Raw genomic sequence first — 14,111 nt, 5'->3', positions numbered from 1 at the left:
CCCGGCCCGGTGCAAGTGATGGCACGATCACGTCTTGCCTTCGAATGGCGCAGCCCCTTAGCTGGCCTGATGACCCAATCCACCATGACCGCAATCGCCATCATCGCGCCCGGCGGCCCGGACATGCTGCAGCCGGTACGGCTGCCGATGCCGCGCCCAGAACGTCACGAGGTTCTGATCCGCGTCGCGGCCGCCGGCCTCAATGGCGCGGACCTCGGCCAGCGGCGCGGCAATTATGCGCCACCCGCCGATGCTTCCCCCCTGCCCGGCCTGGAGGTCGGCGGCGAGATTGTCGAGTGCGGCGCCGATGTCGCCGGCTGGTCTGTGGGCGATCAGGTCGTCGCGCTGACCAATGGCGGTGGCTATGCCGAATATGTGGCGATCCCTACCGGCCAGGTGCTTCCCCTGCCAAGGGGCTGGACCATGGTCAGCGGCGCCGCCCTGCCCGAGACGTTCTTTACCATTGAGCAGACACTCATCAGACGCGCCGGGCTCGCCCGTGGCATGGTGGTGCTGATCCATGGCGCCGCCGGCGGCATCGGCGGCGCGGCCATTCAGTTGAGCCACCTCAATGGTGCGATACCCGTCGCCGTAGTGTCGAGCCCGGAAAAGGCCGCCTATGCCATGCGGTTGGGCGCAGGGCACGTGATTGACCGCTCCCGCGAGGACTTCGTGGCGCGCACATTGGAGCTGACCGGCGGGCGTGGCGCTGACCGGATCGTCGATGTGATCGGCGGCGATGTGCTGCAGGCCAATATCAATGCATCTGCGCGCGGCGGCCATATCGTCCTGGTATCCACCCAGGCGGGGGCAAAAGCCGAGATCAACGCCGCAGCGCTGATGATGAAGCAGCTGACGCTCTCGGGCTCGACGCTGAGGCCGCAATCGCCGGCCACCAAGGCAGCGATCGCGGCCCGCCTGCGTGATGAAGTATGGCCCGCGCTCAACGAAGGCCGCATTGGCCCGCCGCGTATCCGCCTGCTCCCGCTTGAGCGTGCGGCGGCAGCCCATGTGGCGCTCGAACGGCGCGACAATTACGGCAAATTGCTGCTGGTGACCGCGTGGGGAGAAAGCCTGCTGACAACCCCGCTGAATGGCGACAATCCGATTGAATTTGGCTGACCTCCCGCGTATATAGGGCGAAATTCCCCCTCATTTCAGGCTGATCGAGGCGGAGCGGACCGGTAAGACCGGCCGCGCCATAAGGAGAGATTTATCATGGCCACTGCGCTTCTGATGCCCAAGGCGACTGCCGTCTGGCTGGTCGATAACACCGCGCTCTCGTTCGAGCAGATCGCCGCGTTCTGCTCGCTGCACCCGCTTGAGGTTCAGGGCGTGGCCGATGGCGATGTGGCAACCGGCATCATGGGGGCCAACCCGATCCAGAACGGCCAGCTGACCCGCGAAGAGATCGAAAAGGCCGAGGCCGATCCGACCTATCGGTTGAAAATGAGCGAGCCGAAGGTTCGCGTCGCTGCGCCCAAGCGCAAGGGCCCGCGCTACACCCCGATCTCGCGCCGCAATGAGCGCCCCAACGCTATCAAGTGGCTGCTCCGCAACCACCCCGAAATGAAGGATGCGGGCCTGATGCGGCTCGTTGGCACCACCAAGTCGACCATCGACTCGGTGCGCGACGGCACACACTGGAACAACGCTAACATCACCCCGATGGATCCGGTCACGCTCGGGCTCTGCAGCCAGATCGACCTCGATCTCGAAGTGTCGCGCGCCTCGAAGGGCTCGACCCAGGTGGATGACACCGATCACGGCACGATGCTGCTGACCGCCGAGGAAGCCCTGGCGGGCGCCGGTGGCCGCGCCGGCATGGGCGTTGAGGATCAGGAACACAATCATCGTCCTGAACGCGAGGAAGAGCTTGACGCGGACTCCGTGTTCGCCAAGCTCAAGTCACTCAAAGCCGACCCCAACTCCTAACCCAACCCAGCCGCGCCAGGCGCGCGGAGAAATCGTGGGCAGCATCCATGCACGGCAATCTGCTGCTCGCGATCTTCGTGCTCCTCGCCGCCACCGTGCTGCTGGTGCCGCTCGCCAAATGGGCGGGCCTCGGCACCATCCTTGGCTACCTCGTCGCGGGGATCTTGATCGGCCCCTATGGGTTGGCGCTGGTCAGCGACACTGAAATCATCCGCCAGGTGGCAGAGTTCGGCGTCGTCATGATGCTGTTCCTCATCGGGCTTGAGGTCGATGCGGCCGAACTCTGGCGCATGCGCCACAAGATCCTCGGTCTCGGCCTTACGCAGATGGTGGCGACAAGTATCGCTATCGCGCTGCTGTTCAAGCTGATCGGCTTTGCCTGGCCCGCCGCGATCATCGTCGGCCTGGCGCTGGCCATGAGTTCGACCGCCATCGCCATGCAATCGGTGGCCCAGCGCTCGATCACCAAGACCGATACCGGCCGCGCCTCGCTCGCTGTTCTGCTGGTGCAGGACGTCGCGGTGATCCCCATCCTTGCCGCCATCCCGCTGCTGGCGGCGATGACCAGGACACCGGTTGGTGTCCTGGGGGAGCAGGTCGTCGAGGCAGTCGACAACCCGTTCGACTGGTGGCTGGCGCTGGTGGTGGTGGGCGCCTTCATCGCCGCCCTGGCCGGCAGCCGTTACGTCATCCGCCCGCTGATGAAATGGCTGGCCTGGACCAAGGTGCGCGAGGCCTTCACCGCCTTCGGGCTGATGCTGGTGATCGGCGCGGCGCTGTTGACCGAAAGCATCGGGCTGTCGCCGGCGCTCGGGGCCTTCCTCGGCGGCGTGCTGCTGGCCGATAGCGAATATCGCCATGAACTCGAGAGCAACCTCGAGCCGTTCAAGGGCCTGCTGCTCGGGCTGTTCTTTATCTCGGTGGGGATGTCGATCCCGTTCAGCGTCCTGCTGCAGAACCCGGTGCTGGTTTTTGCACTGGTGGTGGCGCTGATCGCCATCAAGATGGCAGTGTTGTTCGGCCTCGCGACGCTGTTCCGCATGCACACGGCTGAGCGCCTGCTGCTCGCCGTGCTGCTGAGCCAGGCCGGTGAGTTCGCCTTCGTCATCCTGCAGTTCGCCCGTACCGCAGGAAACCTGTCGAGCCAGGAAGTCGAGGTGCTGACCGTGGTGGTGGCGCTCTCCATGGCCGCTACGCCGCTCCTCATCTTCCTTTTCGACCGCTTCTGGATGTCGCGGCTCAACGCCACCGATTCGGGCGATGCCGGGATCGATGGGCCGGAAAACGTCGACCCGCGCGGCAAGGTGATCGTCCTCGGCTATGGCCGCTTCGGCCAGATCGTCACCCGCCTGCTGCGCGCTCAGGGCTTCGAGATGACGCTGATCGACGACGATCCGGCGCAGATCGAGCTGGTCAAGCGCTTTGGCGTCAAGGTGTTCTATGGCGACGGGGCGCGGATCGAGATCCTGCGCGCTGCCGGGGCAGATCAGGCACGGATGATCGTCATCGCCGTAGCCGGCGGCGACCGCATCCTCGCCATCGCCGAGTTGGTGCGACGGCACTATCCCGATGTGATCGTCGCCGCCCGTGCCGTCGACCGCTCGCATGCGCATGACCTGATGGCGCTGGGGGTGACGGTGTTCGAACGCGAGACCTTCCGTTCAGCCATCAACCTCGGCGAGCGGGCGCTCACCGCCCTTGGCCATACCCCGGAGGAGGCACACCGGGTGGCGGATGCGTTTGAACGGCATGACACCAAAATGCTCTACGACACCTACGACATGCGCCACGACCAGACCGCCTATATCGGCTATGTCCGCCGCTCGACCGAAATGCTGGATGCCGTGATGCAGGCCGACCGGCTCACGTCTCTTGCCGGCCGGGACGATACCGAAGGCGATATTGACAACAAGCGCCCGCAGGCGTCCGACTGACCGCCCTCACATTCCGCCCGGTTTTCCCCTGATCATGCCCGATATCTACTTCTGGACCGTCGCGGTCCTGGCCATCTTCATTGTCGCCCTGTCCAAATCCGGGCTGGTCGGCAGCCTCGGTATGGTTGGTGTGCCGCTCTTGAGCCTCGTGATGCCGGCGCGCGACGCCGCAGGCATGATGCTGCCGCTGCTGCTGGTGATGGACGCCATCGCGGTCTGGACCTACCGCAAGGACGCCGACTGGCGCATTTTGAAGATCATGCTTCCCGGCGCCATGGTGGGCACCATCATCGGCTGGGTGCTGTGGAGCTTTGTCTCCGACGACATGGTGCTGCTGTTTGTCGGTGTGCTGACCCTGCTGTTCATCCTCGATGCGCTGCTGCCGATCCGGAAGAAACTCCTCGGCCTGCCGCCGTCAAAGCCCTGGGGCACGTTCTGGGGCGGCTTTGCCGGTTTCACCAGCTTTATCAGCCACACCGGCGGCCCGCCGTTCCAGATCTATGTGCTGCCGCAAAAACTGTCCCCAGTGATCTTTTCGGGGACGACGGCGTTCTTTTTCGCCATCGTCAACTCCGCCAAGCTGGTGCCCTATTTCTTCCTCGGCCAGCTCAATGTCGCCAACCTGACTCACGCCGCGATCCTCGTGCCGGTGGCAATCGTGGGGGTGCTGCTGGGGGTTCTTCTGGTGCGCCGCATTTCAGTGAAGCGCTTCTACCAACTGACCTACTGGCTGGTCTTCCTCCTCGCCCTCAAGCTGATCTATGATGGCGCGATGGGGGTGTTCTTCACCTCGCATGTCGCCTGAGGCTCACCATGGCTGTCGCTTACCGGCTTGATCACATTGCCCTTCTCGTCCGCGATCTCGATCAGACGGCGGATTTCCTGACCCGCGTCTTGGGGATCGAGGAGATCCCCAACCCGATGGGCGGGGCGCATGTCCGCTGGTTCGAGATCGGCGGCAACAAGCGCTTTCATGTCCAGGCGGGCGATATCTCGAAGACGCACGTGGAAAAGCGCACCCATATTGCGCTCAGCGCCCCGGATTTCGATGCGGCGCTGCGCCATTTCCAGTCGGTCGGCGCGGTCTATTCCGACATGGCCGGGACGGTTGGCGCCGTCAATGTCCGGCCTGACGGCATGCGGGCGGTGTTTCTACAGGACCCCAACGGCTACTGGTTCGAAATCAACGACTTCACGGTCTAGCCGTCATCGTTCCCGGAAAATCGGCAACAAAAAAAGGCCGCGGTGAGAACCGTGGCCTTGCACCAATTGCAGCCGTTTGCCTGATCAGGCGTCGGCAGTCTGCAGTTTCTTCAGCTCGTCCTTGATCTCGAGCTTCTTGCGCTTGAGCGCAGCGATGTAGAGATCGTCGTGGCTTGGGTGGGTCAGTTCACTTTCGATCTTGCGATCGATTTCCCGGTGGCGTCGCGCCAGCGCTTCGATGTGGCCTTCAGTTGTCATGACAACTCCTCTCCAGCATTGTTCGGGCGAATCTATCGTCACAAAAAATTCACGCTCTGTCGACCCACAAGGGGTTCGCACGTAGTCACAAGTTGAAAAGCAGGTGCAATTCTTAGTGTCTTCAGTTAACCGTTCGTGACGCACAAGTGCACCTGAACTGGGACATTCCGAACGCTCCGATGCTGCCGCTCACCAAGGAACAGGAAGCCGCGTTCGGCCTCGAACTGGCTGCAAAGCGCCAGGAACACGCGGATCTCGACGCCGCCATCCACACGCTTTCAGCCTCCGGCTATGCGGACCAGATGCTGCTGCAGCGCATGAAAAAGCGAAAGCTGGCGCTCAAGGACCGCATCACGCAGCTGGAAAACATCCTGCTGCCCGACATCATCGCCTGACCGGAGAATTTTCCCGGCACGGCCGCAAAACCCTTGCACAATTCCTCCGTCACTCTAGGGATTGTCGCCTGACACGCCCGCGCTCTTTGTTGGGGACCTGCACCGTGCCGTCATCTCCGCCTGTCGCCATCATCATGGGCAGCCAGTCCGACTGGCCAAACCTCCGCCACGCTGCCGAAACGCTCGATGCGCTGAAGATCGACTACGAGGCGCGCATCATTTCCGCCCACCGTACGCCCGAGCGCATGTACGCCTTCGCCAAGGGCGCGCGCGCAGAGGGTTTCAAGGTGATCATCGCCTCCGCAGGTGGTGCCGCGCACCTGCCCGGCATGGTCGCCGCGCTGACGCCGCTGCCGGTCCTCGGCGTGCCGGCCGAGACCAAGGCACTGGGCGGCCAGGACAGCCTGCTGTCGATCGTCCAGATGCCGCCGGGCATCCCGGTCGGAACCCTCGCCATCGGTCGCGCCGGCGCGGTCAACGCCGCCCTCCTCGCTGCAGCGATTCTCGCCCTCAGCGACAACGATATCGCCGATGCACTGGATGACTTCCGCCGGAGCCAGACGGCCTCGATTGCAGATTTCCCCACCGATGAATGACATTTCTCCCCTCCCGCAAGGCAGCACCATTGGCATCCTCGGGGGTGGACAGCTGGGTCGCATGCTGGCGCTGGCCGCGGCGCGGCTGGGGATGAAGACCCATATCTTCTGCCCCGACCCCGAAAGCCCGGCCTTCGAGGTCACTCCGCACAAGACCGTCGCCGCTTATGATGACGAAGCGGCGCTTGCAGCGTTTGCTGCCGCGGTCGATGTTGTCACCTATGAATTCGAGAACGTGCCGGCGCGAACCGCACAGTTCCTCAGCCATCTGAAGCCGCTCCGCCCCGGCGCCAATGCACTGGCGATTTCGCAGGACCGGCTGGCTGAAAAGGCATTCCTCACCATCAACCGCATTCCGGTCGCGCCGTTTGCAGCGATATCCGACCTCGACCGGCTGGAGGCCGAGCTCGAAGAGATCGGCGCGCCCGCTGTGCTGAAGACCACGCGGCTCGGCTATGACGGCAAGGGCCAGCGCATCGTGCGCAACATGGAAGAAGCGGCGCACGCTTTCGAGGTCCTTGTCCCCCACCCGCTGGTGCTTGAAGGCTTTATCGCCTTCGATAAGGAAATATCGGTGGTGGTGGCGCGCAATGGCGCCGGGGAAGTCGCCGCCTTCGATCCTGCAGAGAACCTCCACCGCGACCATATCCTCAAGACCAGCACGGTTCCTGCCGCTATCAGCAAGAAGACCGCTGAAAAGGCGACCAGGATCGCCACCGCGATCGTTACCGCGCTCGACTATGTCGGGGTGCTCGGGGTCGAGTTCTTCGTGCTGCCGGACGGCAAGCTGCTGGTCAACGAGATCGCCCCCCGCGTCCACAATTCCGGCCACTGGACCGAGGCGGTGTGCATCACCGATCAGTTCGAGCAGCACATCCGCGCCGTGCTCGGCTGGCCGCTGGGCGACCCCACGCGCCTTGCCGACGTGGTGATGGAGAACCTCATCGGCGACGAAATCGGCGCCATCCCGCACAAGCTCGTCACCGGCATCCGGCCCCATGCCTATGGCAAGGCCGAGTCGCGCAAGGGCCGCAAGATGGGCCATATCAACCGCGTAGCCGTGAAAAAGCGCGCAAAGTAAGCGTTTTCTGGCGCCGCACAGTGTGGACAAGCCTTTCTGATTGGCCTATATAGCCGCACCAACGTGACCGGCTCGGTCGGTCGGCGCTTGGGTCCTATGGGCCAAGGCGTCTTCATCAAACAACATATGACGATTTTCCGAAGGGCGGTTGCGCTTGCAAGTAGTTGTTCGCGATAACAATGTGGATCAGGCGCTTCGCGCACTGAAAAAGAAGCTTCAGCGCGAAGGCGTCTTCCGCGAGATGAAGCTGCGCAATTACTACGAGAAGCCGTCCGAGAAGAAGGCCCGCCAGAAGGCGGAAGCCGTTCGCCGGGCTCGCAAGCTCGCTCGCAAGCGTGCGCAGCGCGAGGGTGGTCTGCCCGCCCCGACCGCAGTGGCGCGTCCCGCCAGGCCATAAGAGCCTAGCGTTCAGATTGAGTTCAGACACGCCGCCCTACAAGGCGGCGTTTTTGCATCACATCGCCGGAATATTGCCTGAATCTTGCGATTGGTCGGAACTTATACGGGTCTTGTTCCGTTGGCGGCAGCGGATACACTGAGACCCACGGGGTCAAACGAACTAACGTATCAACCGTTGAGGGAAGCTCTCCATGAATAAACTGTTCACCGCGGCTGTTGCCGCTATCTCGCTGCTCGCTATCGCTCCGGCCGCCCAGGCCGCCGCCCAGGTCAAGGTCGGCGTGCTGACCTGCACCGTCGAGCCGGGCATCGGCCTGATCATTGCCTCGTCCAAGGACATGAGCTGCTCGTTCCACCGCGATGGCCACAAGACCGAGCACTATGACGGCAACATCAAGAAGCTTGGCATCGATATCGGCGTGACCGGCGCCACCGAGATCGTCTGGCTGGTATTCTCCGGCTCCTCGACCAAGTACGGCCCCGGCTCGCTGGCTGGCACCTATGTCGGCGGTTCGGCTGAAGCCACCGTTGGCGTCGGCCTTGGCGGCAACTTCCTCGTTGGAGGTTCGAACAAGGGCTACGCTCTGCAGCCGTGGAGCATTCAGGGCCAGGTCGGCTTGAACTACTCCGTGGCCTTCGCTGGCCTGACGCTCAACTAATCTGACCAGAATCAGACTTCTGAAGCGCCGGTCCGCAAGGGCCGGCGCTTTCGTTTTGGGTGTTGGATTGCGGAACTGGGGTTTTTCCAGAGCGAGAGAAGGCCCCCTCACCCGACGCTACGCGTCGACCTCTCCCCAAGGGAGAGGTGAGCTGAGGCACGATCACGCCATCTCGTTACCTCTTCCTCTGGGGGAGAGGTCGGCCCGAAGGGCCGGGTGAGGGGGCCTTCTTTTGCCTTAGCCTACCCTACCGCCCCAGCTTCGCTTCCGAGCGGACAAAGAACGCTTCGGCCCGTTCCCAGATGCCGCGGGCCCAGAGGTCAGTGTGATCGGCACCCGGTTCGATCCAGAGCTCATCCTTGTTCGGCGCCAGCGCATAGACGCGCTCGCCATGCGCGACACCGATTGTGCGGTCGGCAGTGCCGTGCGCCACATAGACCGGCTCGGTCACGTCCTTGATCCACTGGTCGACATGGTACTGGTCGCTCATCAGCAGATCGACCGGCAGGAACCCATAACGGTCCCCCGCCACGGCCACTGCGGAATCAAACGGTGTCTCGAGTAGTAGGGCATCGGACTCACGCTGGCTCGCGACATAAGTGGCAGGGCCCGAACCGAGGGAACGTCCCCAGATCACGATGGGATAGCCCTTCGCCTTCACCCAGTCATACGCCGCAAGACCATCGGCCAGTACATGCGCCTCTGTCACTTCGCCGGGCGAGGCGGGAAAGCCGCGATAGTCGAAGGCGAGGAACCCATAGCCCGCCTGCACGAACGCCTCGTAGCGCTCATGCTCGCGCGAAAAGCTCTGCGCATTGCCGCGAAAGTAGAGGATCAGCAGTTTGCCGGCCGCCGGCGGCTGGTACCAGCCGGTAATGCTCGAGCCATCGAGATTGGGGATGGTGACGAGTTCGGCGCCACTCAGCTTGGTTTCGCTGAGTTCGAACACCCGGCCGGACCGGTCGTACTGCAGATCGCGCTGGAACACGTAGACAATGGCGAGAATGGCCACATAGACCACCACCACCGCCACGAGGACGCCCACCAGCGCCCGTCGCAGCCATTTATTCATCCGCACTGCCACGACACCCGTCCTCCCGGTTCCCCAGGGGAGTGAACCTAGTGCAGTGGGCGCCTGATCGCTAGGCGTTGACCGGCTTTTCGGGGTGCACCGCGAGATCCAGCGCCCGGTCGAACACCTCCGCCGGCTGGCAGCCGGAGACCGCAAAGCGGTTGTCGAAGATGAAGAACGGCACGCCCTGGATACCCTGCTGGGCGGCGGAAACCGCCAGTTCGTGGGTGATCTGCAACTCAGCCGGATTCCGCACCGCCGCCAGGGCCTCGTCACGGGTGAACCCGTGCTCGACCGCGATATCGGCCAGCACCTCATCGTCATTGATCAACTGGTGATCCATGAAATAGGCCCAGGCGATGGCATTGGAGAGCGCGTGCTGGGTGCCTTTGTCCTTGGCAAGCCGCACCAGCGTGTGGCCCTTGCGGGTCGGAAACGACCGAGGCTGCTGGCTGAGATCGAGCTCGATGCCAGTGCTTTTGGCCTCGCTTTCGACCCGCGCCCACATCTCCCTGGGGTCGCGCCCGTATTTTTCGCGCAACATGTCGGCGACCACGACACCTTCGTCGGGCGTATTGGGATCAAGATAGAACGGATGGTTTTCCACCACCACTTCCACACCCTCAGGCAGGCGCGCAATCGCCTGGTCGAGCCGCTCGGCGCCGACGAGGCACCACGGACAGACAGTGTCGGTGAACAGATCAATCTTGACGGTTTTGGTCACAGCGCGCGCCTCGGCAAACGGGAAGCGCCACAAATGGCGTCTCTCCCCACAGGGTGCAAGTACGCACTTTGATGTGCCTAGGAGAGTGATGCCTCGGCGAGAAACGCGTCAATCGCTGCGAAAGTCTGCGCCGGCTGCTCGATCTGTGGCAGGTGGCCGGCTCCCTCGATGAGAGCGAACCGGGCGTTTCGCAGCCCGTCCGCCAGGGCGCGGCCATAGCCCGGGGTAAAAACTCGATCACTCTCTCCCCAGAGCACCAGCGCCGGGTTGCCGATGTCGCGCAGCCGCAGTCTGAGCTTCGGATCGTGCATGTAGGGCGCACCAGCGAGCGCCCGCAGCGTTGCGATATTGGCCCGCACTGCCGCCACGCGCTCTGCCGGTAAGCTGGCGGGATCGACGAAGAATTTTTCCGGCTCGTGGTAGGAGTGCTCGGCTATGCCGCGTGGGTCGAGGGCGAAGAAATCGACCATCGGGTGCTCGGCCACGTCAATTCCCGCCGCATCGATCAGCACCAGACGCCCCACGAGGCCGCCATGGTCGCGAAACGCCATCTGCATGGCGATCCACCCACCCACTGAGGAGCCAACCACGAGGACGTCCTTCAGGCCGCGCTGGGCGAGCAAGCGGAGATAGAGCATCGCCACCTCGTCGATACTATCGAGCCAAGGCGGGCGCGCCGTGCCATTCCACCCGGGATGGGTGGGGACGATGACCTCACCGGCCTGTGCCAGATGGTCTGCCAGACTGGTAACAGTGGCGGGCCCGCCCCCGCCGTGGAGCACCAGAATGGGCCGCCCGATGCCCTGAAGTCTGAAGCTGATGGAAAGATCGGAGAACACTTGCGTCTCGGTGGCGGGCATGGCACTTCCTTGGTTTCTTATCAATATACGTATATCAATATGTTGATATGTTCGCAAGCCTGCAGAACGCACACGGAGTTGCCGCGATGACGACGGATCTCGAGCCCCTTGGACGCGCGATAAAGGCAGCACAGCATCGGCAGCACCGCACCCTCGAACGGGCTCTCGCAGCCGTTGGGTCCACCGTGGTGCAATGGGATGCCCTGCGCGCCATAGACCGCACCAAAGGCGCCTCCGCCCACGATCTGGCCGCGGCTACATTTCAGTCCGACCAGGCCTTTGGCACGCTCGCAAATCGGCTGGAAGCGCAGGGCCTCATTGAACGGCGGGCCGGAGCGGGGCGGAAGATCGAGCACCGGCTCACCCCGAACGGCGCGCGGCTGCTGGAGGAGGGCAACGCAATTGCGGGGCAAGTGCGCACCGAACTGTTTGCCCCGCTCTCAGAGACGGACCGGCAGGCCCTGCAGCGCATCCTGCAGCACCTGCTCGGGTCCGAAGGCTAATCAGGCCGCCGCCGCAACTCCATCCAGCGCCGCCATCTGCTCATCGGGCACGACCAGATCCGCCACCGCGAGATTCTCGCTCAAATGCGTGACGGACGATGTGCCGGGGATGAGGAGGATATTGGGTGACCGCCGCAGCAGCCAGGCCAGCGCGACCTGCATCGGTGTCGCGCCCAAATCTGCGGCCACCTCGGTCAGCACCGATGATTGCAACGGTGAAAAGCCACCCAGCGGGAAGAACGGCACATAGGCGACACCGTCGCGGGCGAGCGCGTCGATCAACGCGTCATCGCCCCGGTGCGCCAGGTTGTACTGGTTCTGTACGCAGACGATATCCGTGATCTTCCGGCCCTCTTCAATTTGAGCCGCCGTGACGTTGCTGAGCCCGATGTGACGGACCAGCCCCTGCTGCTGCAGTGCAGCAAGGGCGGTCAGTGGCGCTTCGATCGAGCCTTCCGCCGGGCCGTGCACGCTGAACATCACCCGCAGGTTGACGACGTCGAGCGCCTCGAGCCCGAGATTACGGAGGTTATCATGCACCGCCTCGGTCAGCGCCTCGGCCGAAAATGCCGGGTTCCACGAACCATCGGGCCCGCGCGTCGCACCGATCTTGGTGACGATCGTCAGGTCATCGGCATAGGGGTGGAGCGCCTCACGGATGATCTGGTTGGTGACGTGCGGACCGTAGAAATCGCTGGTGTCGATGTGATCGACGCCGCGCGCCAGGGCCTCGCGCAACACCGCAACTGCCGCAGCGCGGTCCTTCGGCGGGCCGAAGACGCCGGGGCCGGCAAGCTGCATGGCGCCGTAGCCGAGCCGCTTCACATTGCGATTGCCGAGGCGATAGGTGCCCGCTGTTTCGATACTGGACATAGTGCTCTCCTGATTGGGCACCACAGTTAGGCGCTGTCTCGCTAAACGATAACTGGTTACAATAGACACGGGCTGTGCAGGAGCGCGCACAATGAATGCCGATCTCGGTGACCTGACTTCCTTCCTTGCCGTCGCCTCCGCCGGGGGGTTCCGGCAGGCAGCGCGCTCGAAAGGCACCAGCGCTTCACATCTGAGCGCGGCCGTCCGGCGCCTTGAGGCGCAACTGGGGGTTCGGCTCCTCAATCGCACCACCCGCAGCGTAGTGCCAACCGAAGCCGGCCAGGGCCTGCTGGACCGGCTGCGGCCGGCCATGCTGGAGGTCAAAGCTTCACTCGATGCGGTGAACAGTTTTCGCGACCGGCCCGCCGGATTGTTGCGGCTCAATGTGCCTGTGAGCGCCGCGCGTCTGGTCCTGCCGGCGATCGTCCCGGCGTTCCTCACCGAGTATCCGGAGATCCGGATGGAGGTTCTCACCGATGAGAGCTTTGTTGATGTGATCGCAGCCGGCTGCGACGCGGGTATCCGCTATGAAGAGCGTCTCGAGCAGGACATGATTGCGGTGCCAATCGGGCCGCGCACACAACGCTACGCCACCGCCGCGTCACCTTCCTATCTCGACCGCCGTGGCCGGCCGCAACACCCGCGCGACCTGCTGCAGCACGCCTGCCTCCCAGGCCGCTTTGCCGGCCGAGCCATCTGGCCTTGGGAATTCGAGCGCAACGGGGAGGTCGTCCGCATCGACCCGCCTGGTCCGCTCGTGGTGCAGGCTGGCGGCGGCACCGAACTCGCCATCGATGCGGCAATAGCCGGGCTGGGCATCATCGGGCTATTCGAAGACTGGCTGCGCCCCCATTTGCTGAGCGGCGCGCTGGAGCCCGTACTGGAGCCATGGTGGCTGCGCTTTTCGGGGCCGTTCCTCTACTACCCCGGGCGTCGGCTCGTTCCCGCCCCACTGCGGGCCTTTGTGGATTTCATCAAGCGGCCAGTCGGGCCGAATGCGTGAACGCGAGGGTAAGGTCAGGAGGCCCTTAGGCGCCCTTGCCCGCTCCGTACCTGAGCCCATCCAGCAGCAGCGCCACCATCCTCCGCCCCTGCTCCACGTCGCTGTGGGCGAGGTGGGCAGCAGCGGTGAGAAGATCGGCAGGGTCGATGTCGGGGCGCATCTCGCCTGCAGCAACCGCAGCGTCGAGCAGTTGCTCGAGCGCTGGGTGGAAGCGCTCCTGGAAGTAGCCGGGCAGTGAGGCGAAGGCCGGATCGCCGGAGTGCAGTGCGGCGGCAAGACCGCGCTTTGTGCCGATGAAATCCACAAAGCGCTGCATCCATTGGGCCACCGCCTCACCCGGCGGGTACTGCGCGGCGACCACCGGTGCGGCATCGGCGGCGGTGTCAACGGCGCCGCGGAATACCGCAACGATGAGGTCGGACCGTTGCGGGAAATGTCGATAAAGCGTGCCAACCCCAACCCCCGCGGCCTCGGCGATTTCGCGCACCGGCGCATCAACGCCGGAGCGGGCGAACACCTCACGAGCAGCAAGGAGCAGTGCGTCAATGTTGCGCTGTGCGTCGGCGCGCGGCGCGCGACCTCGCCTGTCGCCGGACGTGCCGGTGCTCAATGTGCC

At 64.0% G+C, this 14,111-nt stretch carries 18 protein-coding genes; 12 read left to right on the top strand and 6 right to left on the bottom strand.

The genetic code is table 11. From position 1 onward, the window contains the following. The first annotated feature begins 18 nt into the window (after nucleotides 1-18). From ACO06J_RS01135 to ACO06J_RS01115, 5 genes are all read left to right on the top strand, one after another. Nucleotides 19-1,122: an NAD(P)H-quinone oxidoreductase gene (locus ACO06J_RS01135; RefSeq protein WP_421758862.1), complete on the top strand. Its 1,104-nt coding sequence runs from the start codon at nucleotides 19-21 to the stop codon at nucleotides 1,120-1,122. Nucleotides 1,123-1,218: 96 nt separating this feature from the next. Further along, complete coding sequence (locus ACO06J_RS01130; protein ID WP_421758861.1) at nucleotides 1,219-1,935, top strand: DUF1013 domain-containing protein; 717 nt, start codon at nucleotides 1,219-1,221, stop codon at nucleotides 1,933-1,935. A gap of 47 nt (nucleotides 1,936-1,982) precedes the next feature. Beyond that, nucleotides 1,983-3,869 carry a monovalent cation:proton antiporter-2 (CPA2) family protein gene (locus ACO06J_RS01125; RefSeq protein WP_421758860.1) on the top strand — a complete coding sequence of 629 codons (1,887 nt, stop codon included), beginning with the start codon at nucleotides 1,983-1,985 and terminating at the stop codon, nucleotides 3,867-3,869. Between the two features lie 34 nt (nucleotides 3,870-3,903). Continuing rightward, on the top strand, nucleotides 3,904-4,674 hold the full coding sequence (locus ACO06J_RS01120) for a sulfite exporter TauE/SafE family protein (RefSeq protein ID WP_421758859.1): 771 nt from the start codon (nucleotides 3,904-3,906) through the stop codon (nucleotides 4,672-4,674). Between the two features lie 8 nt (nucleotides 4,675-4,682). Beyond that, the gene (locus ACO06J_RS01115) at nucleotides 4,683-5,072 is read left to right on the top strand and encodes a VOC family protein (protein ID WP_421758858.1); all 390 of its coding nucleotides are present in this window, start codon (nucleotides 4,683-4,685) and stop codon (nucleotides 5,070-5,072) included. A gap of 84 nt (nucleotides 5,073-5,156) precedes the next feature. Here ACO06J_RS01115 and ACO06J_RS01110 read toward each other — a convergent pair whose 3' ends face one another. Further along, on the bottom strand, nucleotides 5,157-5,330 hold the full coding sequence (locus ACO06J_RS01110) for a YdcH family protein (RefSeq protein WP_421758857.1): 174 nt from the start codon (nucleotides 5,328-5,330) through the stop codon (nucleotides 5,157-5,159). A gap of 179 nt (nucleotides 5,331-5,509) precedes the next feature. On the opposite strand from ACO06J_RS01110, the gene ACO06J_RS01105 reads away from it, so the two are divergent. From ACO06J_RS01105 to ACO06J_RS01085, 5 genes are all read left to right on the top strand, one after another. Next, nucleotides 5,510-5,725, top strand: coding sequence for a YdcH family protein (locus ACO06J_RS01105; RefSeq protein WP_421762420.1), 216 nt, complete (start codon nucleotides 5,510-5,512; stop codon nucleotides 5,723-5,725). A 134-nt stretch (nucleotides 5,726-5,859) separates the two neighbouring features. Next, nucleotides 5,860-6,321 carry a 5-(carboxyamino)imidazole ribonucleotide mutase gene (gene purE / locus ACO06J_RS01100; RefSeq protein ID WP_421762419.1) on the top strand — a complete coding sequence of 154 codons (462 nt, stop codon included), beginning with the start codon at nucleotides 5,860-5,862 and terminating at the stop codon, nucleotides 6,319-6,321. Next, nucleotides 6,314-7,402 (top strand): 5-(carboxyamino)imidazole ribonucleotide synthase, encoded by a 1,089-nt coding sequence (locus ACO06J_RS01095; RefSeq protein ID WP_421758856.1) that lies wholly within the window; start codon nucleotides 6,314-6,316, stop codon nucleotides 7,400-7,402. Before purE ends, ACO06J_RS01095 begins: the two co-directional genes overlap by 8 nt. A gap of 154 nt (nucleotides 7,403-7,556) precedes the next feature. Then, nucleotides 7,557-7,799 (top strand): 30S ribosomal protein S21, encoded by a 243-nt coding sequence (gene rpsU / locus ACO06J_RS01090; RefSeq protein WP_421758855.1) that lies wholly within the window; start codon nucleotides 7,557-7,559, stop codon nucleotides 7,797-7,799. Nucleotides 7,800-7,992: 193 nt separating this feature from the next. Further along, nucleotides 7,993-8,460 carry a DUF992 domain-containing protein gene (locus ACO06J_RS01085; protein ID WP_421758854.1) on the top strand — a complete coding sequence of 156 codons (468 nt, stop codon included), beginning with the start codon at nucleotides 7,993-7,995 and terminating at the stop codon, nucleotides 8,458-8,460. A gap of 247 nt (nucleotides 8,461-8,707) precedes the next feature. On the opposite strand, the gene ACO06J_RS01080 is transcribed toward ACO06J_RS01085, so the two are convergent. The 3 genes from ACO06J_RS01080 to ACO06J_RS01070 form a co-directional block, all read right to left on the bottom strand. Then, entirely contained in the window at nucleotides 8,708-9,532 is an 825-nt protein-coding gene (locus tag ACO06J_RS01080; RefSeq protein ID WP_421758853.1) for an alpha/beta hydrolase, read from the bottom strand. A 70-nt stretch (nucleotides 9,533-9,602) separates the two neighbouring features. Then, nucleotides 9,603-10,256: a DsbA family oxidoreductase gene (locus ACO06J_RS01075; protein WP_421758852.1), complete on the bottom strand. Its 654-nt coding sequence runs from the start codon at nucleotides 10,254-10,256 to the stop codon at nucleotides 9,603-9,605. A 77-nt stretch (nucleotides 10,257-10,333) separates the two neighbouring features. Further along, a complete protein-coding gene (locus ACO06J_RS01070) occupies nucleotides 10,334-11,116 on the bottom strand; it encodes an alpha/beta fold hydrolase (RefSeq protein WP_421758851.1) in 783 nt (260 codons plus the stop codon). A gap of 86 nt (nucleotides 11,117-11,202) precedes the next feature. Between ACO06J_RS01070 and ACO06J_RS01065 the strand changes: the two genes are divergently transcribed. Then, nucleotides 11,203-11,619 carry a MarR family winged helix-turn-helix transcriptional regulator gene (locus ACO06J_RS01065; protein WP_421758850.1) on the top strand — a complete coding sequence of 139 codons (417 nt, stop codon included), beginning with the start codon at nucleotides 11,203-11,205 and terminating at the stop codon, nucleotides 11,617-11,619. Here ACO06J_RS01065 and ACO06J_RS01060 read toward each other — a convergent pair whose 3' ends face one another. After that, nucleotides 11,620-12,492 (bottom strand): aldo/keto reductase family oxidoreductase, encoded by an 873-nt coding sequence (locus tag ACO06J_RS01060; RefSeq protein WP_421758849.1) that lies wholly within the window; start codon nucleotides 12,490-12,492, stop codon nucleotides 11,620-11,622. It abuts the gene before it with no gap. 91 nt (nucleotides 12,493-12,583) lie between these two features. On the opposite strand from ACO06J_RS01060, the gene ACO06J_RS01055 reads away from it, so the two are divergent. Then, nucleotides 12,584-13,495, top strand: coding sequence for a LysR family transcriptional regulator (locus ACO06J_RS01055; protein WP_421758848.1), 912 nt, complete (start codon nucleotides 12,584-12,586; stop codon nucleotides 13,493-13,495). A 25-nt stretch (nucleotides 13,496-13,520) separates the two neighbouring features. Here ACO06J_RS01055 and ACO06J_RS01050 read toward each other — a convergent pair whose 3' ends face one another. Further along, on the bottom strand, nucleotides 13,521-14,105 hold the full coding sequence (locus tag ACO06J_RS01050) for a TetR/AcrR family transcriptional regulator (RefSeq protein ID WP_421758847.1): 585 nt from the start codon (nucleotides 14,103-14,105) through the stop codon (nucleotides 13,521-13,523). Between the last annotated feature and the right edge of the window lie 6 nt (nucleotides 14,106-14,111).

Origin of the sequence: Devosia sp., assembly GCF_965229025.1 — a bacterium.
GTDB lineage: Bacteria > Pseudomonadota > Alphaproteobacteria > Rhizobiales > Devosiaceae > Devosia_A.
The sequence above is the reverse complement of the archived record's forward strand: the minus strand, read 5'-3'. Positions and strand labels throughout refer to the sequence as shown.